Raw genomic sequence first — 26,144 nt, 5'->3', positions numbered from 1 at the left:
AGCCATTGTGTATTAAGGAAACAAATACAAATAATCGTAATGCACCAGAGGCCTCTGTCCCTGATTACCCATGAGTTGTTTAGCGCTTTCTGCATCATATTGGGCTTTGCCCAGTCCAAAAGTATGGCCTGACTCATCTTTCAGGTTAACAATATCATTTTTTTCAAACTCCCCTTCTACCTTCACAATACCAATGGGTAATAAGCTGGTGGCTTGGCGTGAATCTACCAATGCCCTTTTGGCTCCGGCATTTACATAAACATTACCGCTGGCATATCCCATCGCATGTCCGAGCCAACGTTTTACTCCAGTTACTTTCTTTTCCGGTATAAAGCGGGTACCTACTTCTTCTTCCCTGACAATACGCTCTATGATTCGCTCCATATGCCCTCCGGCAATATGAACACTGATCCCCATATCTGCCAGTTTCTGTGCCATGGCTGCTTTAGTCAGCATACCTCCTCTGCCAAAATCTGATTTTTCCATGCTTATCATCTGGCTCAGATCCATCCCTCGGTCTACTTCTTTAAGTAATTGCGCCTCAGGCTCTTTAGGATTACGATCATAAATACCGGCTACATTGGAAAGAATAATTAACTTAGGCGCATCTACCATGGCAGCTACAAGACCCGCCAGCTCGTCATTATCGGTAAACATCAGCTCGGTGACAGACACCACATCATTCTCATTGATAATCGGGATTACTCCATGAGTCAGCATACCTTCCAGACAGTTGCGCATGTTCAGGTAATGCCTGCGGTCTCTGAAATCTTCTTTGGTGACCAGTACCTGAGCACAAGTCAGTTGATGTTCCATCAGGATGCGGCTGTAAATATTCATCAGATGAGTTTGCCCTACCGCTGCCAATAGTTGTCGCTGTGTAACCGGATCTGTTTTTTTCTCCAGAGTAAACCGCCCTCTGCCGGCTGCCACTGCACCGGAAGAAACCAGAATAGGTGAAAACCCTGACTGATGCAGGCTGGCTAACTGACTGCAGAGCGACTGCAACAGCTCAGTATTGACTTCTCCCTGGGCACGGGCAATCACATTTGATCCAATCTTGACGACGACTTTCTGTTTACTCAAGGCATATGGGTTTTATCAAAGCAAAGGTATAAAGAATCGTTTTTTTGCAAATGCAAATCCATGCATTAGCTAAAAATTTAATACATAGAATTTTGATGTATTTTAATTCTTTGTATATTGTGCTTATGAACTCTAGCGAACTGATCAAAGGCACACTCACTACCATTATCCTAAAGCTTCTGGCCGATGAGGGTAAAATGTATGGCTATGAAATCACGCAAAAAGTGAAGGAAATCTCTAATAATAAGATACTGATCAAAGAAGGTTCGCTGTATCCAGCCCTGCACAAGCTACTGGATGATGGACTGGTAGAAGTAGAAAAGGTGCATATCGGCAAACGCGTACGCAAATATTATCAACTTACCCAGCAGGGAGAGGTGCAGAAAGAAGTACAGTTCGCTGAATTGCAGGAGTTTCTGAAAACCATCCAGCACATAGTCTTCCCTCAGTTCAACACTTTCACTTCATGAGACTGAACGAAGAGCAGGTTATACATATCCAGAAAAAGATAGAGGAAGCAGGCATCACTATGGAAAGCCTGAAGGAGGACCTGTTGGATCATATTTGTTGCGTGATTGAGCATGAAATAAAGAAGGGGAAAAGCTTTGATGCTGCTTACGATAAAGCTATCGTTCAACTTAGCCCTAATGGGCTAAATGAGATACAAGGGGAAACTGTATTTCTGTTAAACTTTAATAAAATTATTCGTATGAAAAAGATTATGTATGCCATCGGTCTGCTGGCTTCTATGAGTGTAAGTATTGGCTATTTGTTCATTATTTTGCGCTGGCCCGGAGGACCTAATATGTTTAATTACGGAATTCTGGCATTCGTATTAATTTTTTTACCACTGCTGGCAATTGACCGTTATAAAGTAAATATCAGTCAGGCATTATCGGAAAAGATTAGGCTTATTCTTGGCTTTTCCAGTGCCTTTTTAACAGGTTTATCAGTAGTCTTTAAATTGTTACATTTACAAGGTGCCACCATATTAATAATATTGGGAGCTATGCTCTTCGCCTTCGGATTTCTTCCCTTTCTGTTCTTCAGAATGTACAAAAGATCTATTGAATAGCATTTATCCGTATGCTGAAGGTCATAGGATTAGCTTAATTCGTACTTTTTTATAGATTAGTGATAAACGAATTTTTTTAACTAAGTAAGTACGTTTATCACCATGAACAAACAACAACCAATCAACACAAAGACTAATTTTGTAAAAGTTTCTACTTCATTTTTTTCGCTCCTATCCGTTGTATGTATGATTTCCTCTTGTGAGGCTCCGGCATCTACTACTCAAGCTACTGCTGAATATATAAGCACTGAGCCTTCTGAGATTGAAACTGAGCATGTCATCATCGGGCACCTTGGAGCACAGCATCTGGCCAATCTGGTCTATCGCAAAGGATCGGATGGCGATAAGCTGGTGGGCTGGGGACGTACACCCATCACTGAGTGGCCTATCGGTTCAGCATCAAAAAAAGTAGTGGTAGAGGAAAACCCTGAGCATAGATATTCCAATGGAGGCTGTGCCATGGATCTGGATGATGATGGTGTGGATGAAATCGTAGTTGCTCGCGGACATATTTCAAATCTCAGAGATGCCAGTTTGATGTGGTTTGATGAAGTGGAGGGTGAACAATACTGGAAAGGATACGAAATTGCGAGTCTCTGGGAACAGGGCTTTTCCGCACCTCATGACATTGAGCCTTTCATCTTTGAAAACTCAGATGGAAAACTGACAAAAGCAGTTATCGCCAATAAGTCCAGAAGAGATATGTATATGTTTATAGTTCCGGAAGACCCAACACAGGAATGGACTACTTATCACATAGGTACTTTTCCCCACAGAAATCAGTCGGGTATGGAAATTATTGACATCAATGGTGATGGAAGAGAGGATATCGTGAGTGGTATGTTCTGGATAGAAGCACCTGAAAACCCAGCCCAGGAAAACTGGGAGTTTCATCAGTTTGGTGACTGGGAAAATAGTGAGTGGCGATGGGCAGGCATGAACAAACACGGTGTGGCTGATTTTGATGGCGATGGTACTTTGGAAATAGTCGTTTCCGAAGCAGAAATTCCTGACGCTCGTCTAAGTCTTTTTGACCCTGAAACCGGAAACATGGAAAATACTTGGCGTCAGTACCCTATTGACAGTGGACTGGATGCACCTCACAGTCTGGTAGTACTAGACTTGAATGAAGACGAAAAGCCAGACTTTCTGGTAGGTGAAATGACTGCCGGAGGCTGGGATTTTCCTTATAACCCCAATCCCAAAATTTACGCCTACATCAATCAGGGCAACAGGCAGTTTAAAAAGGCTGTGTTTTCAGAAGGCTGGGGGGTACACGAAATGCGTTTGTTACCCAAAAAACTGGATGGAAAAACAGTAGTCTATGCTGCCGATGAAATTCAGCCTCAGAAGTTTGATGCCATGAATACGCACGTGAGTTACTGGAAAATTGCTTCTCCCTGATACTTCATTTTACATGCTTTTCAAATGAGTACAGTGAAAGGCAAACTGCTCATTGGTAGAACTATATTCCTGCGCAGGTTTTGATACTACTATTAGCTGCTGAAAAGGCACATTTTCAGTTACTCTTTTTCTGATGATACCCCCTTTTTCTTCAAGTTCAATCGGTGTGCGCTGAAAGAGCAGTAACATACTGTCCGGGCTATCAATTTCATCTTCTCGTAGCCAGTATCCGCCAAACTGGAGTACCACTACATCCTGGGTGCGGGCTGCTCCGGGCACGCCCGAAGGAAAGTTTTTAAGGAAAGCTGCTGCCGGCCACACATTGCGTGAAATATACGTCAGCACTTCTTTGTTCTGAATCCTATAGATGTCAATCTGCTCAATACCGGCAGATTTGATACTGCTGGCAAAAGGTGACCAGCTCTGCAAAAAAGCATCTTCCTCTAATCCGGTCTGAAATCCTACATACTGTATGATGTAAGGTTGTGGATAATCCATAAATATCTTTTTGTGCAAATTTAAAAGGAAACTTCATACTGTACCCTAAATCGCCAGCTTTGAAGAGAATCTCCTAGGTCTCCTTCTTCAAATTCAAAATAGGTGACATCCGCGGTGAGCTTATTGGCATGCTCATTAAAGAAGCAGTTGAGAGCCAGAGCAAACTCTTCTCTTGCATATTGAGGAAAACCAATTGATGGTTGGAAAATCGCATAACGAAATGCCGGTTCAAATAATGGCTTGCTGGTGGCAGATTCATGGTTTAGTACATAGCCTGCCTGCCAGAATCCTCCTCTTAGCCGGGTAAATGTTTGATTCACATGATCATGAATGTTTTTCAGGTGCATTTCGCTATGCCAGCTGAATGAACGGTACATAAAAGCTGTCTCAAACAACCACTGATTGATCGTATACTGCCCAGGTTCACCTTCTTCAAAACCGAATAGACTTCCTCCCCCAGAAGAAGAAAACCTAGTATACCGGCTTCTGTTACTTGCTCCGGCCAATGCTACCGAAGCCAGAGGATCTTCACGGTCTTCCAGGTCTGAGCCTACCATAGGTACTGCTTCTCCTAAAAAATTCCACTGCACACGGGCAACGTACATCAGGTTTTCATCATCATTTTCCCGATTATTGATACCCGAACCGGTAAGCAAAGCCAGGTTATAATTAAAGTCAGCAATTTTGGATTTTTGGATATGCCCGTACACCGAGATACCTTGCTGCCGGTCTAAGGTGAAAGGACGATTAATGATAGAACGCTCCATCATTTGCTGTCTGCCACTGGAAATCACCCTTTCTCGGGTATATTCTGTCTTCCATTGCCCCAATTTGAAATTTAGCCAGGGCCACTTCTCTATCATTACCCTAAAGTCTAGTAATCTTGATGCACCTAATTCATATTCAAAATAGTATTTCAACCAGGGCTGAAAGGTATGGCCTCCTACCTTCAAACGTGCGCGGTTGATTTTAAAAACCGTTTTACGTTCAGGATCAAAATCTTCAAAGGTAATAGGGTCCTGATCATTAGGCGTGGCAAACCTGAACTGAAGCCTGCCGCCAATCTGCAACTGAAATTTATTGTCAGGCGCAGTAAACTGAAAACCCCTGGAGGTGTACTCAATCTGCGTGTCTAGCGAATCTTTTTCTATGCTTTCCTCTTTTTGAAAAGCCTGGGCAAAGTGAACTGTACCTATACAAAAAGTGCATAGTAAGGTTGTTCGTAGTTTGTTAAACATGTAATGGACGTAAATAATAGTTATGCCTATGCTATCTTCAGGCAAAAAATAAAAAAGCTGAGTTTTGAGATGTTGCTCAACACCCAGCGGGATATCCCCATTCTGCTGGGGTAAAAATATAAATTTTTTAGCTGAATTCAGCAGTCCATTATCTAATTACAAGCACTTAATTGGCCGGATACCACTCCCCTAAACGGACTTCTATGTCTTCATCTCCTTCGTTAACCAGTCTTTTAAACTCTTCCACATCACTAAACTGTCCTCCGCCTCCACGGTAGTGAAAAGGGTAGACAATATCAGGTTTGAATTCCAGCACAGCATCGGCAGCCTGCTGCACATCCATGGTATAAGGCAAATTCATGCAGACAAAAGCTACGTCTATATTTTCAAGAGAACGCATTTCTGGAATGTCCTCGGTATCGCCGGAGATATATACACGCTTACCTCCCATAGTGAGTATGTAACCATTTCCTCTGCCTTTAGGGTGACGAGAATCATCAGTTTCCGGCAAGTTGTACATCGGCAAAGCTTCTACACCTATAGATTGCCAATCCGTTTCCTCTCCATTGGCCAGTGCATGGGTTTGCTTAAATTTCACCTCTCCCAACTGATCAATTACCGCCTGAGGCGCGATCAGTTCTGTATCAGAAAGGTCTAATGCAGATAGGGTTTCTGCATTCAGATGATCTCCGTGAACATCGGTAATCAGTACGAGGTCGGGCGCCTCAAATGAGGAAAAAGCTTCAGCTCCGCCATAAGGGTCAGTGAAGATTGTTTTGCCATCCCACTCCAGCACCATCGTACTGTGGAGAACGGGATTGATCGTAAGCGCTCCTTTATCGGTAGAAATTTTATCCTGGGCGATCAACAGACCGGAGATAAACATCAAGCTTGCTAAGCTGAAAAGTAATTTCATAGTTAGTAGTGTTTGGTTTAATGATTTTACAAAGACCTTTACATAAACACAATGTGCCTGATTTTGTTGGATATAACGCACTGTAGAATATAAAACTGGATTTGGCAGTCGTCTATCGTCAAATTTACAACAGCATGTATATATTTTCAATTAAATACATGGTGGAGCCTTCTCAGTTTCTATCTCATAGATTTATACTTACTCCTCATATTATTTCAGCTGACGTACCGCATCACCAAATGCTCGCAAACTGGAATATCTCATTTCATCATATTCTCGGGATGCAAGTAATCCACTAGCCCCGGCTTCCACAGCTTTGTAAACTGCTTTTTGCAGACGCACAGGGTCGGAAGGAAAAGGTTGTGGGTTACCATCCTTTCCATGCCACATCACATCAATACCTAATCCGGCCACTACTTCTGTTCCGTCTTGTATGCTATCTACACAGCGTTTTATTTCGCTATAAACATATTCGGGGCCCATTCCTTCCACAGCTAATTTATCCAGAGCAATCTGAGATTCAGGTGAATAACCCATGGTTTTGTAAAGGTAATTGAGCGTTTCCTCACGGGTAAAATCATTAAACATCCTTTGCTGCCACTCCTCTATCACCCACCAACGTAGCCGGGGGCCGTAGATATCATGGTAGAGAATAGGTTTGATGAAATCTGCGGACTTCGTCATCTCATCATAGCTGATAGCCGCACGATAGAAAGGATCCCAGCTGGACCTTTGATGGTCTACATGTCGGCCAACAACTACCGCTGAATTGATCTTCTTCACCCGATCGTAGATCTGCTGCTGGTTTTCTTCATCCGCCTGAAACCATTGATAGTTCCAGCCAAGGAGCTCAGGATACTGTTGCAGATACCTCCAGATATGGGTCATCACTGTTTCTGTTTTATCAGCAGTACCCGTCTCTACTTTCTTGATGTATTCATAAAGTAAACGATAGCCCTCCCGCGCACGCTCAGGATCAATACCCTTACTTCTGTTTCTTTGCTGACAATGTTCGCAAAAACAGGAAGGAACTTCTCCTTTGAAAAGTAATAGAGACAAAGGGCCGGTCCTTTCGGCACCATACTGTAAGCCGTCTATCTCATAAGCGTTAAACATATCTTCCATGGTGGCAAAGAGCCATTGCTGATAATCAGGATTATTCCAGCAGGCGATATCTCCTTTGTTGCCATAAATGTCTACTACTTTCACCATATCATAATTGATGATCTGGTTTTCACCTGCTCCTCCTCCTGATTCCAACATCCTCACATATATTTTCATGTTTCTTTCTCTGGCAGGCTTGAGTACTTCTTTGAATATATCTCTATGCTGATACTCCAGAGCCGGATCAGGTTTAGCATGCCTCAACTTTGTGTCTTTAAAGGCTTCTTCATTATGTTTTACCCAAACCGGCGGCAGCTTACGATCAATCAGATTTTTCGGGGGCTTGATATGATCTTTTGCCAGTACCTGATAAGGCTTATTGCCAATCCCGTAATAGGTATGACTATAAATCATAAGCGTATTGATCTCAGCTTCATCGGCAAGAAAATCCATTACTAGCGCTATGCCTTCATCAAACATACTATGCGCTGCCATCTGAATTCCTATGATACTTTGGTCTGTCAATCTGCCTGCCAATCCTGCTTTAGAAATATTGCCGGCATGTAAATGCGGCATCAGGCCCAAAGTTGTAGCTGCCAGTGCAGATTTTTTAATGAAGTCTCTTCTGGAGCTTTCCTGTAAGTTTCCCAAAATAAATTAAGGTTAGAAAGATGAAAATACCTTATGCCATAAGGCAAGTTTGGCTTGAATATATAAGACAAACCCTATGACATGCTTCTCACCTAAGATAAGCGAATTTTGGAGGTTTTAGAAGAATGTTTTGATAGAAAGCCTGAATCTATAACAAGCTGTACTGAGAATAGAAAAAATTACTTTGGAAAGTACATAGCGGGTATGGCAAATTCTGAAAAATCCAGTTCCACAGGATCAATCTGAGTAGCCTGAATGACCAATCCTTTGGTTGAGGCGGTAGCCTCTGACTGGTACTTCAATATGATGCCCTCCAATGAGCCATCTTTGATGAGAGTATTCCGGTATCCAAATATTTTGCCTAGTAAAGGTAAATTCTTTACTGCCAAATCTTCAGCTACCCACAAATAACTCCTCAACTTGGTTTGGGTATAAAAATCCAGTTGAAGCATTTCATATTTTTTACAGGGATAGCCCAGGAGAGTATCTTCGGCGTGAATAAAGTTTACTTCAAGGGGAAGATAAGCCTCAGAAGCAGCTTCCATGCCCAGGGATGTTTTTGTTCTTTCTCTATGATGTACACTAAAGCGGGAAGAGTCAGCAGTATTGACAATAATTTCGGTTAAATTCCTGCCATCCCTGCCTTCTCTGTCATGGAGGATGAATTTGTAAAAAGTGTCTTTATAAAAGTACTCCTGCTTTCCAATATATTTTGAAGGTACAAGCTTTCCATGTTCATCCTCACTCAAAGACTCGTAAATAATCCTTCCCTCAAAATAATCAGGCTGCTTCATTTGAAATGAAACTGCCAAAAAAAATATAAGAATCAGCTTTACATGATGCATTAAATTAAAAATCGTTAGCTTCAAAAAAACTTTGGTCTCCTGAAGAAGCTTATTCTTGCATGACATATTTGAAGCTAAATATATTCCAATGAATTAGACATAGCTAATTAGATTTTAGTAGCTCAGCTTATTCCTCTACCCTTTGGTACACCAGGCCCGGACCGTCACAGGCCCACCATGTGCCAATCAACTTATCTTCATTTTCCAGGTATAAAAACTCTTTGGCTTCTTGTGAACAGTTTCCGATCAGCTCATTATCTGAGGCATAGCTGAGCTCCAGGTACTCACCATCTTCAAGCACAACAAAAGCATAGGTTCCACCTGCCTGCTCTTCTACGCCACCCACGGTTCTGGATTTAAGGAAGGTACTATCAGTATACAATACATAATACTCCTGCCAGGGCATATCACTTCCGGTAGTGGGAGGTACATTGGCAATACTTCCCGACATCTGCACCAATTTCCATTTCTGCTCCACTTCTCCTGTATCAGATTCCTCAGGTGCGCTCTCCATATCCACACCATTTTCTAATGAGCAGGCGTTCAAACCCAGGGTGATGATTAGTGTCAATAGTAAATACTTCATACGTTCGTATTTTAGAATATCTTCTACCATCTCTGACACGCTGACAAGCCTGAAAGTTGGAAAACTCCAAATAACACCTCCTTTACTTGCTTTAGAGATGCTTAAATAGACAGCTCAGGCTTTCTTCCTACAAACCTGATAACAGCTCCGATTCCTTGATGATATTTACCTTCTTGAAGAATAACTTCCTGAAATTTTTATAGGTAAAATTGACTCAGGAAGCTTGGATTACCTCTTTCTTCCTCATAAAAATATATTCCTATCAACTGCTTTCTCTTTTCAGGATGAATATCTCCCCTGATATTCATTTGCTTTCCCCAAATACAGTTTTTGAGAATACTGATCAATTGAGCATCTACTGAATCGTTATAACCGCTTAGCACTTCTACATTTTTAATTGTCAAATCGCTATTAAAACTCATGGCGTATATGCCAAAACTTTTGTCTAATCTTAGACTTTTAAAACGATCAAGAGAATCCGAAAGCCCCCTGTTTCTTAATTCGTTATTCCAGAAGCTCAACTTGGGCGCACTGTTCAGGCCATTTGCCTTGAAAGTATTCAAAATCTGAAGCTCCTTTCTTTGTTTATCCAGCTGGATTACGCTTTTGTCATTCAAATATACCAGTCCTGAACACATACCTATACCGTACTTTCCTTCTTCGTTTTTACGTGCATATACAATTAATCTGGTATTTTCGGGAATAAATATAGCACAAGAGCTACCCATTTCTCCATCGCTACGACCATATACGTAAATTGACTTTAAAGCTTCTCCTTTATACAATTCGTCAATCTGAATATCTGACTTATAAGTCTCTGCTTCTCCTTCATTGCTGTACACTTTGGTGATCTTTGCCACTGCGACAAAATCAGCTTTCAGGTATTTTTCAATGATGCCCGGAGTATCACAACTACAGGCGAAAGATTTTACTGTGAACAGAAACGCTATGATAAAAAGACTACCTTTCATTTGTCTGTTGGTTATTTTCTATACCCGAGCAAGCGTCCGCTTGTGCCTCTCTAGCAGCTATTTTCATTTGATCTTTTCCATTTGTTGCAATACATCCGGATAACAATCGGCTATTATCATCTTACGGCTCTGCTTTTCTAAATAAGTTAAGATAATCTCTTTAAATGCTCATTATTCAACTGCTAGCCTGCCAAGCCAAGCTCATTTATTCAATTCACCGAAGGCTCTTTATTGTGCAGGCTGTTTGCTTTCCTCAATTCAATGACTACCAGGCCTAAGATAATCATTACTTCCAGCAGGAAATATGTGATTCCCAGATTGGTAAGTGCTGAGCGCAGATAAATCACCAGACCAATGGTAAGAAAGCAATACATTATGTTTGCCACGGCAATCCCTTTCAAAAAAAGTCTCCATTTCTCTTTTACTTTCAGAAAACAGACAAAAGAATACACACTGTAACTGAAGGCAAGCACTGATAATATATACAGTATTCTTGTAGGCACGCCAAACACATTTTCAAAGCTGGTCAGCACAAATCCCAACATCAAAGCAGTCAACAAAGCACCCATACTATCCATTAAGAAAAGGTTTTTGGGACTTACTCTTTTTACCAAACTATTGATAGGCATATCACTGTATTTATGTGTTTAATAATCGTCTTACACTTTTTGTTTCAGCCGTTGGCACAGAAAATAATAATAGCAGCATTTTACCCTTTATCGCTTCTTTCAAATGTCTCTCAACTGCACAAGCGTCCGCTTGTGCGCTCCACATGCTAATTTTCATTGACGGTATTCTTCAATACACAAGCTACGCTTTACGCTTCCTTCGCCAGCAATACTTTGCCATCAAAACCTTTTGTAAGCAGCCATATTGCTAAAATCAATTCCTGTAATGCAGTAGGCACATTCAACAGGATATAGGGAGTGCTGATAATATCCATGATTTGAAATAAAATCAATACACTAGCCACCACAGACAGGAGATTTCCTATTACACCCCATACCGCAAGCCAATTAGGAATTAATCTTGTCCGGATAAACAGTATATACAGTATGATATTGCCCGCACACAACACAAGTATCATAAACACGTGATTGATGTAGTCACGCGTGGCTTTGAGTACATTGCCTAATGCCTCCAGATATACAGGTGATTGCGGAAGATAGCGTGCATACTCCTGACTTAATGCCAGGATAGATAATAAGGCGATCGTTCCCACGATTACCAGTGTGGCGGCAATGATCCTAAAACTCAGAAAGCCAATCGCTAAGCTTCTATCAAAGCTTTTGAGGATGGGGTACAAGAAAATCCCGATTCCCATATAAGCCAGCGCCATGATAAACTGGAAAGAGGCTCCTATGCGCACCTGATGGGCGTTGGTTGCTGCTTCATTCAAGTATTCTGCTGAATCAACTTCCGGAACCACACTCAATACACCGGCCAGCATACCTGCTAAAAATAATGCGCCTACACATCTTATTTTCAGCTTGATTTTTTGCATCATTATCGGGAGGCAAGGACGAAATACTGATTGGAAGTGTTGGTCAAAAGCTCGCATCCCTCAATATGGAATCCTCCTCTAGAGATGAGGTTTTCCAGATCGGTGCGCTTAAACTTTTTGATGGGAGGCGTCATTCCAATACTGCTCAATACAGAAAACAAAGCAGCCTGAACAGGCTTTTCACCCATACAGGGCGTAACAGAGATAAAAATTCCTCCCGGCTTCAGCAGTGCATATAATCTTTGCATCACCTGCGCCGGATCATCCAGTAAATGAAGGAGATACAAGCACAGCACCACATTATAGGCCCCTGGCTTCAGCTGATCGTCAAAAACCGTAGCATGACGATAGTCAATATTATGGATCTGTTGTTTTTCCGCCTTTGCTCTGGCGATTTCAATCATGCTGGAGGAGATATCAATAGCATGAATCTCTGCTACTGCTGGGGCGAGAGTATTAGCTGCCAGACCGGTGCCGCAACCCACATCCAAAAGCAGATCGCTGGCTTTTAAATGACTTTTACTTCGTTCAATGATTTGCAGGAAGGTCTTCTGATCTCCTTCCTCTGCCCGGTCGTAATGGCTGGCCGTTCTATCCCAAAACCTTTCTGCTTTGGTGGGGATATCCATTTTCATTGGTACTGATCTTTGGGGTTAATGCTTTCTCTTACTGACTAAGATATGGAAAACTAATTTAAACTCCCCACGCCCTTTATACAAACCAACAAACCCACACAAGCTTCCTGCTTTCTTATCAAACCCACACAAGCTTCCTGCTTGTGATTCCCATACTCATTCTTATTAACGACATTCTTAATATTCAAGCAACGCGTTACGCTTCGCTAAACGCGCAGCAGTGGGTTCTTTATTAAATTATTTTCTCCTTGATCTCTTCAAACTTCTGATTTAATAAAAGCTGAAGGAGTTTTTCAACTTCGTTCCAGTCTGTTGCTTGATATTTGGTTTCTTCTCCATCAAAAACTACTGAAAGCGATAAATCCTTATTTACTTCAATTATATTTTCATCCTTGGTAATTATAGAAACCCAAAAAGCAGCATGCTCCTCCTCCATCTCTTGAATGTCTTGGATGGCTTTTTTTATATCCATTTCATCTATATCATCTTTCTGATATCCTGCAGCATATTGAATATAAGATTCAGTCATAAATTATTTTTATGTTATTCATATACTGAAGCACCCTCAAGAATTGTTTTAAAATTTTCCCATGTTGGAATATCTGCATTGATGTTTAAATTCATATTGTCATAAAAACCTTGAACATCTTTGGTATATGCAATCATTGCTTCTAAAAAATCCTCAAGCGTCTTATTTTCCCATTCAGTTTTGTTCATTTCTAAGTCGTTCAGAAATCCTTTTAAAAACTCTATGAATTCTGTTCTTGTCATTTTTCATTTATTTAAAATATAAAGTAAACAAATCCCCTAAACCCAGCGCAAGCGTCCGCTTGTGCGCCTCAAATACTCTTTGCCCCCTCCTTAGTGTCTTCACCATCGGGCTTAGACCTCTCAAATAGGAAACCGAACATATTTATGAAGACACAAACAGGAGCACATGAGTCTATTTATTCCACCACTGAGAGGGTTACATCATCAAAATATACTTCTCCCGTAGTACCGCCGGTGTATAATAAAAATATAAAGATCGTGTGTACATCGGGCTCAAGATCATTCAGTACAATGCTATAGTTTGTCCAGTCAAATGTACCTTTGATATCGGTATTGCCTTGCGTGGTCACAAATTGCCCATCTTCAGGGGACAAGCCTTCACGATCGGCTCGCATCACAATGGCAACTCCCTGTCCCTCTATTTCATTGCCTTTGATCATGGCCGAAAGCTCAACATCTTTGCCATGGGGGATATCCCCTTCATATACCTGCGCCCAAAAACCCCACACTTCTTCCTCAGCATTCTCATCATTGTCTTTGTAGATTTGTAATGACTTTGATCCCGATAAAGCCTCTTCTTCTGTCCAGATAAATTCCAGTGCTTCTCCCTCCACTTCATTGATTACCCATTCGGCAGGCCAGTTAGTGCCTTCCTCAATATCGGAGTTTAATAATAACTGAGGCCATGCCTCATCCTCATCTTCCTGGCATGAAATGAATAAGAGGGAAAGAAATACAGCGAAAAGTACTTTTAGAGTGCTCATAGGATTTGCCATTAGGTTGGTATTTTATTAGATTGGTTTGTGCCTGATGAGATAATACCTATTGCGAGCCACAACAGACACCTGTCTATTCCCTAAGATAAAAGAATTGCACATATTTCTGATAAAAAAATTCGTTTTTAACCTAAAGATGATGAGTATGAGTCTGCATTTCACTCAAACAGAACAGGTTTATGAAGATGCCGACATAGGCAAGGAGCTAACCTACACTAAACCCAGCGCAAGCCTCAGCTGGTGCGCCTCTAATACTCTTTGCCACCCACGCGCCCAAACCTCTTCATTTGAAAAATAAAATATGTTTATGAAGACACAAAGATAGGACAGCAAACAACAGCATGGACGAAGAGGTAAAGCCAGATTCAGTTAAGCTTAATTGGTTTATTGATCTGAGTTTATCATCTCATCAGGCTTTCAAGGATGAAACCTATGAGCATCGCCAGGAAAAAAAAACTTATGGTCCCGAATAGGTAGGACAACAGACCTTTCACGTAACTCATTAGCTTTCGTTGATCAAAAAACTGCCCAATTGCCCAGGAAGCGTATAAAGTACCAATTACGCCCCCTACATGAAACACCCTTAAACTGCTTAGTCGCTCAATAATCCCAAAAACCGAATAAATCAGCATCCCAATTCCCATCACAAAGAATATAAGTACAAGAATTTCAAAATAACTATACTTCCATTTTCGGAACAGAAGCTTGGTCCAGAAAGCAATAAAAAATGCCATGATGATATTTGCGTATCCGTAGTTTGCCTGAATCCACTTAAAGATCACTATAACTATAGCATCCTGGGCCGCAGTAGAGTATTCAACATACCCATCTTCAAAGTGCAATACCCCTTGGGCTATGCTGTAAATCAGGGAGCAAATGATGATAAAAATGATGGGCTTCACCAGCCTGCTTCTGTCTTCAAAAAGAAATGCTCGGATACTTTGATTGGGCCTCAGCAGCAGTTCCCGTACAGTCAGCAGAATTCCTTTGTCAAGGTTTAATACGCTTCCTATTTCTCCCCGTATGTATTTACCGTCTATTCTGGCCAGCTCTGGTGATTTCCCACAGTTTGAACAGTATTTACCGTCAATCGTAGTATTACAGTTTGGGCAGTTCATCTAAACTCTATTTTCGGGATTTCTGGCTTTAGTTAACAGGCTATCACAATCAGACTTATTCCGATGAAAGTGCAGCCGAGGCTTTCAGGCTTTTCATCTCTCCTAACACTATATATCGCAGCAGCAATATTTGCACAACCTATTCCGGTAAAACACCTTTCATCCGCTTGTTCATCTCACATTTAAATCACGCTAATGAGTGGAGATAGGATGGCTTGGTCTTATCTAATTTTTTCTTCCAAGATAAAAGAATTGCACGTATTTCTGATAAAAAAATTCGTTTTTAACCTAAAGATGATGAGTATGAGTCTGCATTTCACTCAAACAGAACAGGTTTATGAAGATACCGACATAGGCAAGAAGCTAACCTACACTAAACTCAGGGCAAGCATCCGCTAGTACGCCTCAAATACCCTTTGCCCCCTCCTTGGTAAGAAGGTAAATATAAAAATATGGCGCTCCATCCTGACTTTTTAGTACGAAAAAATGAAGAAAGCACGATGCATCCTTACATTTCAGTAGTAAAAAATGAGAATATGTCGTCACATCCTGATTTTTATCAGGTAAAAAATGAAGAAATCACCACGCATCCTGACTTTTTGGTACGAAAAAATGAAGATGTGACGTGACATTCTGACTTTTATAAGGTAAAAAGTAAAGATATGAGGTTACATCCTCACTTTTATCAGAGAAAGTAAATACAATCCACTCCTCATACAGCCATACACTTCATATTTTCAGCAAATCTATCCATGATTCTGGGGATAAAGCAGAATATACTTCCGCTTTACGCCCCAAGCCTCAAGATTTTACCTTTAAATCAACTGGTACTGATGGGCAAACTGCACCAGCGCAGGCGTACCTTTGAGACCCAGCTTGCGCATAATGGTTTTGCGGTGGGTATCTACCGTATGCTTGCTGATGCAAAGCTCATCGGCGATCTCCCCGGAGGTCTTTCCCTTGCACACCTCCCTTACCACCTCCTTTTCTCTCCGGCTGATGGCATTGACTACGATGGGAGGCTCCGCTTTCCAGCGTACGATCAGCGTATTCTGATGATAAAGGCTCAGCGTGGGAGGGGAAGTCTTCTGCCAGTGCGAAATGTCATAGCAAATACCTGCACTGTACACAATATTGCCGATGTCGTCCGTGCTAAGCACATGATTTTGCTGTATCAGATGTACCCAACGCCCATCGGCATGCCGCAGCCGGTAGTCAATGTTCATATTATACTCTTTTCTGAAGGCAGGAGGCTGGTCTAAGATCAGCTGCCATGCCTTGAGCATTAGTTTCATGACGGGTTCATGCTCTTCAGGGTGCACAATCTGGTCCAGAAACCGCAAACCTTCGCACATGATATCTTCAGGCGCGTAACCGAGTATCCTGTAGATATTTTTGTCAATGTGTTGGTAAACTGATTGGACATGGTCATAAATGTAAGTGAAGCTGTTTCCGATTCCTCCGGGTGTGGGCTTCCACGAAGGACTGGAAATAGTGTTAGGAGACACGAAAGCCTGTTTCTCCCAACACTTTTGAAGCTGGCAAAACGAGGACATAGCTGGTTATGGTTGATAGTGAAAGTCTGACAATTTGGAAACCTATAACATCCTCAGCGCTGACAGATAATAAGTGTCCATATAGTACAATAAATTGTTATAATAGGTATAATATATTATTTATCAGAGAATTTGCCAAATAAAGTATCGGAAAAAATATGCTACTCTGTGAAAAAGGGCGAAAACACCCTACTGGAGTAAGTATTTTCTGGAAAAACTGCGACTTATTTACCGTAAAATGGGGGTCATGCCGTACAAGGGTCTCTATTTAGCCCTAATAAGGCCCACAAACTATTACTATTTTTTAATATACTAAATTTTATCATTATGCAACTATTTATAACAAATGATCGTATCACTGCATATTTTTAAAAATAATCTATATTCATTTTATAAAATTATTATTTACAATCAGGTGAATTATATGTACCTGAACTACGTTATCATAGTAGACAAAATAGGAGTTAACATGAAAAATATACATATATATATTACAGCAATATTATTGTTCTTTATGGCAGGCAATGTTTCTGCACAATCCAAAGAAGATAGAAGAGAAGCCAGAAAACAGGAGCGTATGGAGAAGAAGCGTATGAAAGCTCTGGCGATGGAACAAAGTAAAGAGCAAGCTTTTAACCTGGCACAGAACAAAACCTTCGTACTGGAGGCAGATGCCCTGTATGACCGTTATATGAACCGTTACAATATGGTTTCTAACAGTTTTATCATGGTTGATGGTGACAGAATGGTACTACAAACTGCTGCACCCAACGGACATTTCGGTTATAATGGTTTGGGGGGTATTACTTTGAACGGTAGAATCCTGGATTATGAAATTCTGGAAGGAAATGAAGATAAACCTGTAAGAATTACCGCTCAGGTTAGCACTACTGCTCTAGGACATGGTACATTGAATATGACCTTCTCCGGAAGTAATAATGCACGTGCTACCTTTAGAGATAACTGGGGTAACAGGATCACATTTTCCGGTCAGTTGAACAGTCTGGATGATTCTGTGATCTATGAAGGTCAGACGATATTCGGTTAATACATTAAATCTTTAGTGGTTAAAAATGGGACGGGTGAGCTTACGGGCTCATCCGTTTTTTTATGTCTGCTATTCTATACTCAAACCTCAATATACCCACAATAAAAAAGCCTCCCCCTGCATACAAGGGAGGCTTATCAAGAAGTTTAATAACTATTGACCTTATATGTTGAGCTTTTTCATCTCCTGCACCGCAAAATCTACTGCTCTGGCCGAAAAAGCCATATAGGTAAGCGAAGGATTCTGCGTACTGGTAGAAGTCATGCAGGCGCCATCGGTTACAAACACATTTTTGCAGGCGTGCAGCCTGTTCCACTTATCCAATAGTGATGTTTTAGGATCATTACCCATACGTACACCTCCCATTTCGTGGATATCCAGTCCCGGAGCCTGATGGCTGTCATTGGTTCTGATGTTGGTGAAGCCCGCATTCGTATACATCTCGGTAAACTGCTCCTTGAAGTCTTCCACCATCTTGTCATCATTGTCATCATACTCCACATTGATCTTCAAGAGCGGAATACCCCAGGCATCTTTCTGCTCGGTGTCCAGTGCTACGTAATTACTTTCTTTAGGAATGGTCTCACCCATCATATGTGAACCTACACGCCAGTTGCCCCACTCGGGATTGAGCAGATTTTCTTTCAGCGAGCTGCCTAAGCCGTCATAATCTCTTTCTACCTGCCGTCCGGCACTGAAGCCCGCCGCATATCCTCTTAAAAAGTCTGTCTCCTGCTCATACACATTGCGGAAACGAGGAATATAACCGCTGGTAGGTCGTCTGCCCACAGTAGCGTTGTCCAATTCACCATCATATTCAGCTGAGATTCGGGCACGGTAGTTATGAAAAGCCACATATTTACCCAGCAGTCCATTGTCGTTGCCCAATCCGTTAGGAAAACGATTGGAAGTAGAGTTGAGCAGCAGGTGATTGGTATGCAAAGCGCTGGCATTGACGAATATGATCTGCGCATAGAACTCCATCATCTCCTTGCTTTCGGCATCAATCACGCGTACGCCGGTCGCTTTTCCTTTTTCCTCGTCATAAATGATAGAATGTACTACCGAATGCGGGCGAAGCGTCATGTTACCCGTCTTGGCTGCCCAGGGTAAGGTAGAGGAGTTGCTACTAAAGTATCCACCGAAAGGACAACCCCGCTGACAGAGTGCTCTGTTCTGGCATTGACCTCTGCCCTGCTCCAGATGTATGGCTTGCGGCTGTGAAAGGTGGGCACAACGGGCGCTGATGAGGTTACGGCCTTTGTACTGGCTTTCCAGCTTTTGCTTAAAGTACTTTTCCACACAATTCAGCTCCCAGGCAGGCAGAAATTCTCCATCGGGCAGGTTATCCAGACCATCTTTGTTCCCGGCGATACCGGTAAACTTCTCTACATGGCTATACCAGGGTGCCAAATCTTCATAACGGATAGGCCAGTCTACCGCGAAACCATCGCGCGCAGGCCCTTCAAAGTCATATTTGCTCCATCGCTGCGTCTGACGTGCCCACAGCAGGGACTTTCCTCCTACCTGATAGCCTCTGATCCAGTCAAAAGGTTTCTCCTGCACATAAGGATGTTCGGTATCCTTGACAAAGAAATGTTCGGTATCTTCCCGGAAGGCGTAGCAGCGACTGATCACCGGATTTTCTTCCTTTACTTTCTCCCGGATGTCTCCCCGGTGTTCAAATTCCCAGGGAAGCATATTGGTGGTAGGATAATCTTTGATATGCTCTACATTTCTGCCTCTCTCCAGCACCAAAGTTTTCAATCCTTTTTCACAAAGCTCTTTGGCTGACCATCCGCCACTGATTCCTGAGCCAATGACGATAGCATCGTACGTACGTTCCTGTTTGCTGTCTATATTTAAATTTGCCATTACATTACAATTAAACCTTCGGTAGAAACACAATTCTGGTAAGGGCCGGGTACCAGTTTATAGGGGAATTTTTCGGTCATAAAATACTCCGATGCCATATAGCCCTGAATGGTATAGCGCTTGGCCAGATTGATAAATGCCTGTATATCCTGTAGCGGAGCCATATTTTCACCTTCACTTTCTTCCATCGCTAAAATGGAGGTGAGCAGTTCTTCATTCTTCTGCTGCTCTCCTTCTTCCAAACCACGACCAAGCTGCGCTTTGGCGAAGGGAATAAGTTGGTTTAATCCGTTTACAAAAGTCTCCTGATTTGCCTGAGGCTCGCAGTCATCCATCATAACCAGCACAAAGCGGTACAGGTTTAAGGATTCCGCACCGGGAGCGTCTTTGGCGGAAGGAATGATAGTTTCAATTACTTTTGCCAGCAGATCCTGATGATCCAAATCTATCTGTAAGTTGTCTAATGCCACGGCTTCTCTTTCCGGACCAAAATTACAGGAGGGAATGAGCGCAATACCTCCCGCAAAGAGCGCCGCCTGTTTTAGGGCTGTTCGTCTATTCATCATATTTATAAAATAATACTCAATTATACTTCTATCTCAGGCAAAGCCTGAAGTTAAGCATTTAAGACTTTTCTATATAACTTTTTTCTGTGAGTGATAGTGCTTTTTCAATATAATTTCCCAAAGTTCCGCACCTTATGTGCTCTGATCAGGCTATAGCAACATCAGACATTACTCCAATGCGATATCCCAGAGCGGTTCCGCTCCCAGCAGATGTTCTACAAAATAATTCCAGCGCTTCTTCAGGAAATAATCACTATGCTGCCCACTGTAGCCGTGCCGCTGGCTGGGCAGGATCAGCATATCAAACTGCTTGTCGGCTTTCACCAAAGCTTCTGCCAGTTTAAAGGTAGCCGAAGGATTCACATTATCATCCAGCGCGCCATGTACCAGCAAGAGTTTTCCTTTGAGGCTTCCGGCCATGGTGATGTTGGATTGCAATTGATAAGTAGAATCCACCGGCCAGCCCATGTACATCTCCGGCCACCAGGCTTTTTCCATACGGAAGTCATGATCTCCCGAACTGGCTACGCCTACTTTGTACACTTCGGGAAACTGCAACAGTCCGTGGGCCGCATCGTAGCCTCCGGCGGAATGTCCGAATATCCCTACCCGGCTGGTATCTATCCAGCGGTATTGCCTACCCAACTGCTCAATGGCCAGCACATGATCGCTTAGGTTCTCTCCCATATGTTTGTAAGACACATCATGAAAGGCTTTGGACCTGCCGGCACTTCCCATACCATCTACCATCATCACGATAAAGCCCAGCTCTGCCAAAGCCTGATTACTACTACTCAGCACTCTGCTGAATGATTTGGGAAACACCTGTGTATGCGGTCCGGTGTAGCTGTGGTCAATGATGGGATACTTTTTAGCAGGATCAAAGTGCGTGGGTTTCCACAAAGCACCATAAATAGTTGTTTTCCCATCTCTGCCTACGGCTTCAAACACCTGCGGAGGGTTCCAGCCCTGAGCTGTCAAGTGTTCTACATCGGCTTTAGCAATCTTAGCTTTGATTTTACCACTCTTTGCCTCCCTCAGCACAGTCGTAGTGGGCTGGGTAGCGGTAGAATAATTGTCAACGAAGTATTTTCCATTCGGTGAAATGCTGATCTCATGATGGGTGTCTTCGGGCGTTAAATGTTTGAGCTTTTTGCCCTCCAGGGTGATGCTATACAAATGCTCATGGTAAGGATTGCAGCCTTCTTCCTTGCCGGATGCCATAAAGTACACGATTCCCTTTTCCTCATCCATATGCTCCACATTGTTTACATAGTATTCACCCTGGGTGAGCGGATTGATCTCATCATTTCTGAGGTCATAGGTATACAACTGTTTCCAACCGCTACGCTCGGAAGTAAACAGCAGTTTATCCTGCCCCTCTATCAGCATATAGTCAAAATTATCAATGTTGGTCGCACTGCTTTCTGTGATAAGGGGCCTTAGCTCATTGGTTTTGAGGTCAAGTTCCTGTACATAGGCTTTCTGAAAGCCTCTTTCGTTGTATTGTGCATATACTTTTCCTGCTTCCTCTGCCCAGCGAAAAGATACCGCATTGATATGGGTTAGCCTGGGAAAGTCGGGCTTTATTTCTTCTCCACTTTCCACACGGAAGAAAACCGGAATCATATGCACCATGGTAGTGTCGCCGGGAGAGCCACGGTAATAAGAAAGCAGCCGCGGACGGTAGAGCGAATCCACACTCCAGTCCAGCAGGTACATTTTGTCAGCATTCCGCAGATCACAGATGTTGGTCTGTATCCATTGGGAATCGGGTGACCAGTTGACCGAGAATCTTTGCGGACGTTCACCATTTTCTCCTTCCATCAGATCAAACCAGCCGTAGTAGCTGCCGTACTCATAGTTTTTTTCTCCTGTTGTACTGAGTTGCCGCACTTCTCCGCTCTCAGTAGATTTGAGGTAGAGATTATAATCTTCGGCATATACGATCCACTTCCCATCCGGTGATTCGGATTCAAAAGCATTGTCTTCTTCCTCTTTCTCTTCAACAGGGGTGATCTCATAGGCACTCAGCTTCAACAGGTATTCCTGATCATCTACTTCAAAATGTATGCTGTCCTGATGCTGATAGTTTAGGTAATTAAAGGGTAATGAATCAGCACTAATCTCCTGCGCTAATACTTCACCCAAAGCATCGGCCACTCGTTCATGATCAAATAGTGGTTTGCTTTCAAAGTCGGAGAATTGTATTTGCTGAAAGGTCTTGCCTTGGGGACTGTGCAATACATACCAGAAGCCACTCTTATCAGGAAACCAGTGCGGACTGACAGAAAGATTAAAGGCAGTCTTTTGATTTACATTAGACCACAGATAACTTACTGCCCGCTCATAATCTTCCTGTGTTACTTCCTGAGCAGATAAGGGCAGCCCGGAGAACCCTAAACTGAGGATGAAAACTAGACCATTTAGTTTGTTGAGCAGGGAGCAGTGCAAAGTCATGGTAGATCAGGGATGTAGGTTGAAAATCTATCTACAAAAGCGCATAAACATAAGGGTTTTGCTGTAAATGAGGAAATGGGTAAGCACAGAAACATGAGCTGAGACTTACAATGCCAACGTTTGCCGAAGTACTATCAGATATCTACCATTTAATTACCGGCTCTGTACTTCATCCCCTCCGCCTAAGGCACATAAGGCCTTACCACCTTCAGCGCATCACCCGACAAATCTACTTCAAACAGATGGGGTACCCGGTGATACCTGCCCTCCACCACTTTATGGCTGTGCAGGCACATCAGCTTTTTGCCTTCAAAGGTGGTGAACAGCATACCATGACCAAAGTTGGGTGGCGTGATGGGTTCTTCCTCCTGTATCCAGGGACCATCCAGCGTGCCGCTTTCCGAATAGGCTACGCCCTGCACATAATCATCGTATTTCCAGCTCGTCCACAGCATACCCAATCGTCCGCTACTGGTTTCAAACAGAAAAGGACCGTCGGTGACTTTGTTGGGCTTATCCTTACCGTTTTCGTCTTTCTCTCTGCTCCAGGGCGAATCGCTTGCTTTGAAGAGTAACTCTCCCTCTCCCACTGATCCGCTTAAGTCGGGCTTCAGTTCAATCTTTTCAATGGTGCCGTTGAGGTTCTGCAGCCATTCATAGCAGTACACCATATAGGGTTTGCCATCAGTATCTACCCAGAGCGTGCCGTCTAAGGTAGGCTGGTCTGCCGGAAGGTAAGTAGGATCTTCCATAGGCACATAAGGGCCGTCCGGAGTGTCGCTCTCCAGTATATGACTGGCGCGCCTTTCAATCACATTGCCCGCTACGGTATCTATCATCACATCCCGGTTGGTGAAGGTGGCGAAATAATAGTATTTGTCCTGGTACTGATGCAGTTCCGCCGCCCAGATCATCGGCCTGGGTCCCATCCAGGAATCAGGATCGGTCTCGGCTACTTTATAAGGGCCTTCCCAGGTCTTTAGGTCTTTACTTTTCCATAACCATCCTCCCGTACCGGTCATATAATACATCTGGGTGTTCTCGTCGGCCAGGATAAAAGGGTCACTGAGGCGGATAGAATCCAGGGGAATGTCTTTTCGGACGGTACGTTCCCGCTGCGCATGGCAATTTGTGCTAAGCCATAAGCACAAGACCAGGGAAAATGGAATTGCGAGCCTGTGAGAAGAGGTGTGTAGTTGTAGTGTCATCTTGTTGTGCGTTCAAAACCTACAAGCTATAACAATTCAGCAATAATTGCTACACCCAGGCACAAATCATGCACTGCTACATCTGCTCTGTGAGGCCGCGCCTTGGGAAACTTACTACACTATCTGGTTCATTTTGAATGAAACGCAAAATGGATCACTTCAGCAAAAATTCACTTAAAGTTTTTCTATTTGTTCTTCTCTTAAGCCAGTATATTTAGCAATCATTTCTATGGGATGTCCATCCTTTTTCATCTGTCTAGCAACATCAATCATTCCCTCAATTTTACCTTCTTTTTTAGCAGTTTCAATAACACTATAATTATCTCTATAGACTTTCAGGCTTTCTTCATATGCTTTCATATCTTCTGGTTTTAATTTAGCTACTTCAGCTTCTGAAAATAATTTCTCAAATACCTTCTCTTGTAATTTAACGGGTCTATCTTGCAAATGGTGCAGGTTCTTTAATACATACATCCACTTGTCAAATTGGCTTATTAGTTCATTCTCTTCTTTCCTGAATTTGGGCATTTCCAGATAAATAAAGGTCAACTTTTCATAAAAAACCTCATGGGTCTCTTTGTCAATCAACTGAACCTCTCGTAAATATCGCTCTTGCTCACTCTGATCAGGAAAACTAAAATTTAAAATTCCTATTGTATATACTGCCTTCAAATAGTAGTCCCATTCCTTACCTTTGGGAGCCTGGCTTTGTATGGGAAAGGTGGAATAGAAAATACTCCGATCTTTAAAATACTGTTGCTTCACATTCTGCAACTCTATGATAAACTTCTCTCCCTTTTCATTCTCGCAATAGAGATCAAAAATCGCCTTTCTATCAGCTTCCGTATTACCTAAATTCTCCGTATTCAAATACGTCAAATCCTGAATACGCTCTCTATCGTCTAATACTTGATTCAGAAAATCAATGAGTAACTCTTTATTGAATTCCGTTCCAAAAAGTTTCTTGAAGCCAAAGTCAGTAAATGGATTGATATATTTCTCTTTGCTGTCCATATATCAAAGATAGGTTTTTAGATTTCAAAGATCAGCTATGAAAATATAAAATTAGATAATGCAGCTTCGGTATTTTTCATCTAGGGAGATAACGAATATATTTGAACTACAGCCCTGTTGGAACATCATTAATAGCACGGCTGGGGCCGCCCCGGCAAACCGTGATGTTCTTACAAATGCCGATGATGAATAATATCTGCGGTGCTTACCACATTTACCCTGAATCCAGTTCAGGGTTTACGCTGCGCTAAACTTGCGGGATAGGGAGATAATCATCTACTATAATGATGAAGCTCTTCAAAAATTTTGAAATCCTGAGTACTGGCTCTTTCCTCAAAAATCTCCAGCAATACAGCACTCACCTCATCACCCGACCAGGCTACTTTATGATTGTTAATCCTATCTTTATCCAAGGCTTTATGAAATGCCTCATTAAATGAGTTTACTGAGCCAAAGTATTTGATGATCAGACTTTCTCTTTTTTGGATTAAGGTGATCTCCTCCTGGGTAAGTTCATCTTCCTGAAATTGATCAGGCGCAAAGCTGGCTCTCTCTTCGCAGGAACAACAAAGCATAAGCAATGCCACCAATAGCTTTGTAGAGCTGATAACTACTTTTCTGGACAATCCTCCGCCCATACTGATTGACCAATTGTTTGTTCTAAATGTATTTTTAATCAGAAAGTTATTCATGGCAAATAGCGTTTAGGTTAGTATCAGGCTTTTACTGTCAAGCCGTTTCTGCTTATTTGTATTACCTAAGATAACTTAAATTCCCAGCTGGTTCAAGTTTGAGTGAAACGCTAAATGGACCACTTTAGCAGATAACTGATTTGTAAAACTACTGCCCTGTTGGAGCATCACGATTTGCCGGGGCGGCCCTAACCGTGCGATTAATGATGTTCTTACAAATGCCGATGATGAATAATATCTGCGGTGCTTACCACAAGTTACGCTACGCTAAACTTGCGGGAGAGGGGGTTTTTAAACATTTTGATACCCTCCTTTTTGAATATAAACTTGCCTATCTAATTCAGTTACAAAAGAAATAATTATTACTGCTTCTTTGTCATTTATTATATGTCTAACTACATCTTTCATTTCATCAATGTTTTGTTCGGCACTAGTATAATACAAAGCTTCTCCTTGATTAATTATTTGTCCATTATCAGTAACTTTGTACTTAAACTCAAAATATTTCATATTAATAATCTGCTGTTTGCTTGTTAGAATTCTGTTC

Annotated in this window: 28 protein-coding genes; 5 read left to right on the top strand and 23 right to left on the bottom strand. The window is 42.2% G+C overall.

Features of this window, described 5'->3' with window-relative positions:
* Positions 1-12 precede the first annotated feature (12 nt).
* Positions 13-1,086 carry a glutamate 5-kinase gene (proB, locus tag WJR50_RS11315; protein ID WP_341293384.1) on the bottom strand — a complete coding sequence of 358 codons (1,074 nt, stop codon included), beginning with the start codon at positions 1,084-1,086 and terminating at the stop codon, positions 13-15.
* A gap of 125 nt (positions 1,087-1,211) precedes the next feature.
* Here proB and WJR50_RS11310 point away from each other — a divergent pair, with 125 nt between their 5' ends.
* The 3 genes from WJR50_RS11310 (at position 1,212) to WJR50_RS11300 (ending at position 3,565) form a co-directional block, all read left to right on the top strand.
* Complete coding sequence (locus WJR50_RS11310; protein WP_341293383.1) at positions 1,212-1,556, top strand: PadR family transcriptional regulator; 345 nt, start codon at positions 1,212-1,214, stop codon at positions 1,554-1,556.
* Complete coding sequence (locus tag WJR50_RS11305; protein WP_341293382.1) at positions 1,553-2,161, top strand: hypothetical protein; 609 nt, start codon at positions 1,553-1,555, stop codon at positions 2,159-2,161. The genes WJR50_RS11310 and WJR50_RS11305 overlap by 4 nt, the downstream gene beginning before the upstream one ends.
* A gap of 186 nt (positions 2,162-2,347) precedes the next feature.
* A complete protein-coding gene (locus tag WJR50_RS11300) occupies positions 2,348-3,565 on the top strand; it encodes an FG-GAP repeat domain-containing protein (protein WP_341293381.1) in 1,218 nt (405 codons plus the stop codon).
* 9 nt (positions 3,566-3,574) lie between these two features.
* Here the strand turns inward: WJR50_RS11300 and WJR50_RS11295 are convergent, their stop codons facing one another.
* The 14 genes from WJR50_RS11295 to WJR50_RS11230 all read right to left on the bottom strand — a co-directional run bounded on the left by WJR50_RS11295 (position 3,575) and on the right by WJR50_RS11230 (position 15,178).
* Entirely contained in the window at positions 3,575-4,063 is a 489-nt protein-coding gene (locus WJR50_RS11295) for a hypothetical protein (RefSeq protein ID WP_341293380.1), read from the bottom strand.
* Positions 4,064-4,083: 20 nt separating this feature from the next.
* Positions 4,084-5,301: a porin gene (locus tag WJR50_RS11290; RefSeq protein ID WP_341293379.1), complete on the bottom strand. Its 1,218-nt coding sequence runs from the start codon at positions 5,299-5,301 to the stop codon at positions 4,084-4,086.
* A 166-nt stretch (positions 5,302-5,467) separates the two neighbouring features.
* Complete coding sequence (locus WJR50_RS11285; RefSeq protein WP_341293378.1) at positions 5,468-6,217, bottom strand: MBL fold metallo-hydrolase; 750 nt, start codon at positions 6,215-6,217, stop codon at positions 5,468-5,470.
* Positions 6,218-6,427: 210 nt separating this feature from the next.
* On the bottom strand, positions 6,428-7,972 hold the full coding sequence (locus WJR50_RS11280) for a twin-arginine translocation signal domain-containing protein (RefSeq protein ID WP_341293377.1): 1,545 nt from the start codon (positions 7,970-7,972) through the stop codon (positions 6,428-6,430).
* Positions 7,973-8,151: 179 nt separating this feature from the next.
* Positions 8,152-8,766, bottom strand: a complete 615-nt coding sequence (locus tag WJR50_RS11275) for a hypothetical protein (RefSeq protein ID WP_341293376.1) — start codon at positions 8,764-8,766, stop codon at positions 8,152-8,154.
* Between the two features lie 178 nt (positions 8,767-8,944).
* Positions 8,945-9,403: a hypothetical protein gene (locus WJR50_RS11270; protein ID WP_341293375.1), complete on the bottom strand. Its 459-nt coding sequence runs from the start codon at positions 9,401-9,403 to the stop codon at positions 8,945-8,947.
* Positions 9,404-9,600: 197 nt separating this feature from the next.
* Positions 9,601-10,374, bottom strand: a complete 774-nt coding sequence (locus WJR50_RS11265) for a hypothetical protein (protein ID WP_341293374.1) — start codon at positions 10,372-10,374, stop codon at positions 9,601-9,603.
* A gap of 209 nt (positions 10,375-10,583) precedes the next feature.
* Positions 10,584-11,003 (bottom strand): hypothetical protein, encoded by a 420-nt coding sequence (locus WJR50_RS11260; RefSeq protein WP_341293373.1) that lies wholly within the window; start codon positions 11,001-11,003, stop codon positions 10,584-10,586.
* 188 nt (positions 11,004-11,191) lie between these two features.
* Entirely contained in the window at positions 11,192-11,881 is a 690-nt protein-coding gene (locus WJR50_RS11255) for a DUF4386 domain-containing protein (protein WP_341293372.1), read from the bottom strand.
* Positions 11,881-12,513, bottom strand: a complete 633-nt coding sequence (locus tag WJR50_RS11250) for a class I SAM-dependent methyltransferase (RefSeq protein ID WP_341293371.1) — start codon at positions 12,511-12,513, stop codon at positions 11,881-11,883. The genes WJR50_RS11255 and WJR50_RS11250 overlap by 1 nt, the downstream gene beginning before the upstream one ends.
* A gap of 232 nt (positions 12,514-12,745) precedes the next feature.
* Positions 12,746-13,042, bottom strand: a complete 297-nt coding sequence (locus WJR50_RS11245; protein ID WP_341293370.1) for a hypothetical protein — start codon at positions 13,040-13,042, stop codon at positions 12,746-12,748.
* Positions 13,043-13,056: 14 nt separating this feature from the next.
* Positions 13,057-13,284 (bottom strand): DUF7660 family protein, encoded by a 228-nt coding sequence (locus tag WJR50_RS11240; protein WP_341293369.1) that lies wholly within the window; start codon positions 13,282-13,284, stop codon positions 13,057-13,059.
* Positions 13,285-13,460: 176 nt separating this feature from the next.
* Entirely contained in the window at positions 13,461-14,048 is a 588-nt protein-coding gene (locus WJR50_RS11235) for a hypothetical protein (RefSeq protein ID WP_341293368.1), read from the bottom strand.
* Between the two features lie 413 nt (positions 14,049-14,461).
* Positions 14,462-15,178 (bottom strand): DUF3667 domain-containing protein, encoded by a 717-nt coding sequence (locus WJR50_RS11230; RefSeq protein ID WP_341293367.1) that lies wholly within the window; start codon positions 15,176-15,178, stop codon positions 14,462-14,464.
* A gap of 452 nt (positions 15,179-15,630) precedes the next feature.
* Here WJR50_RS11230 and WJR50_RS11225 point away from each other — a divergent pair, with 452 nt between their 5' ends.
* Positions 15,631-15,807, top strand: coding sequence for a hypothetical protein (locus tag WJR50_RS11225; RefSeq protein WP_341293366.1), 177 nt, complete (start codon positions 15,631-15,633; stop codon positions 15,805-15,807).
* Between the two features lie 186 nt (positions 15,808-15,993).
* On the opposite strand, the gene WJR50_RS11220 is transcribed toward WJR50_RS11225, so the two are convergent.
* Complete coding sequence (locus WJR50_RS11220) at positions 15,994-16,734, bottom strand: LuxR C-terminal-related transcriptional regulator (RefSeq protein ID WP_341293365.1); 741 nt, start codon at positions 16,732-16,734, stop codon at positions 15,994-15,996.
* A gap of 469 nt (positions 16,735-17,203) precedes the next feature.
* Between WJR50_RS11220 and WJR50_RS11215 the strand changes: the two genes are divergently transcribed.
* Entirely contained in the window at positions 17,204-17,782 is a 579-nt protein-coding gene (locus WJR50_RS11215; RefSeq protein WP_341293364.1) for a DUF4251 domain-containing protein, read from the top strand.
* Positions 17,783-17,944: 162 nt separating this feature from the next.
* On the opposite strand, the gene WJR50_RS11210 is transcribed toward WJR50_RS11215, so the two are convergent.
* The 7 genes from WJR50_RS11210 to WJR50_RS11180 form a co-directional block, all read right to left on the bottom strand.
* A complete protein-coding gene (locus tag WJR50_RS11210) occupies positions 17,945-19,657 on the bottom strand; it encodes a GMC oxidoreductase (RefSeq protein WP_341293363.1) in 1,713 nt (570 codons plus the stop codon).
* Positions 19,657-20,223: a gluconate 2-dehydrogenase subunit 3 family protein gene (locus WJR50_RS11205; protein ID WP_341293362.1), complete on the bottom strand. Its 567-nt coding sequence runs from the start codon at positions 20,221-20,223 to the stop codon at positions 19,657-19,659. The genes WJR50_RS11210 and WJR50_RS11205 overlap by 1 nt, the downstream gene beginning before the upstream one ends.
* 168 nt (positions 20,224-20,391) lie before the next feature.
* Positions 20,392-22,683, bottom strand: coding sequence for a S9 family peptidase (locus WJR50_RS11200; RefSeq protein ID WP_341293361.1), 2,292 nt, complete (start codon positions 22,681-22,683; stop codon positions 20,392-20,394).
* Between the two features lie 182 nt (positions 22,684-22,865).
* Positions 22,866-23,891 carry a glycoside hydrolase family 43 protein gene (locus WJR50_RS11195; protein ID WP_341293360.1) on the bottom strand — a complete coding sequence of 342 codons (1,026 nt, stop codon included), beginning with the start codon at positions 23,889-23,891 and terminating at the stop codon, positions 22,866-22,868.
* A gap of 174 nt (positions 23,892-24,065) precedes the next feature.
* Positions 24,066-24,905 carry an Rpn family recombination-promoting nuclease/putative transposase gene (locus WJR50_RS11190; protein ID WP_341293359.1) on the bottom strand — a complete coding sequence of 280 codons (840 nt, stop codon included), beginning with the start codon at positions 24,903-24,905 and terminating at the stop codon, positions 24,066-24,068.
* A 272-nt stretch (positions 24,906-25,177) separates the two neighbouring features.
* Positions 25,178-25,597: a hypothetical protein gene (locus tag WJR50_RS11185; protein ID WP_341293358.1), complete on the bottom strand. Its 420-nt coding sequence runs from the start codon at positions 25,595-25,597 to the stop codon at positions 25,178-25,180.
* Between the two features lie 291 nt (positions 25,598-25,888).
* Positions 25,889-26,107, bottom strand: coding sequence for a hypothetical protein (locus tag WJR50_RS11180; RefSeq protein WP_341293357.1), 219 nt, complete (start codon positions 26,105-26,107; stop codon positions 25,889-25,891).
* Between the last annotated feature and the right edge of the window lie 37 nt (positions 26,108-26,144).

Origin of the sequence: Catalinimonas locisalis, assembly GCF_038039535.1 — a bacterium.
In the GTDB taxonomy this organism is placed as follows: Bacteria; Bacteroidota; Bacteroidia; order Cytophagales; family Cyclobacteriaceae; genus Catalinimonas.
Note: the sequence above shows the minus strand (reverse complement) of the source record. Positions and strands in the feature narration are given on the sequence as shown.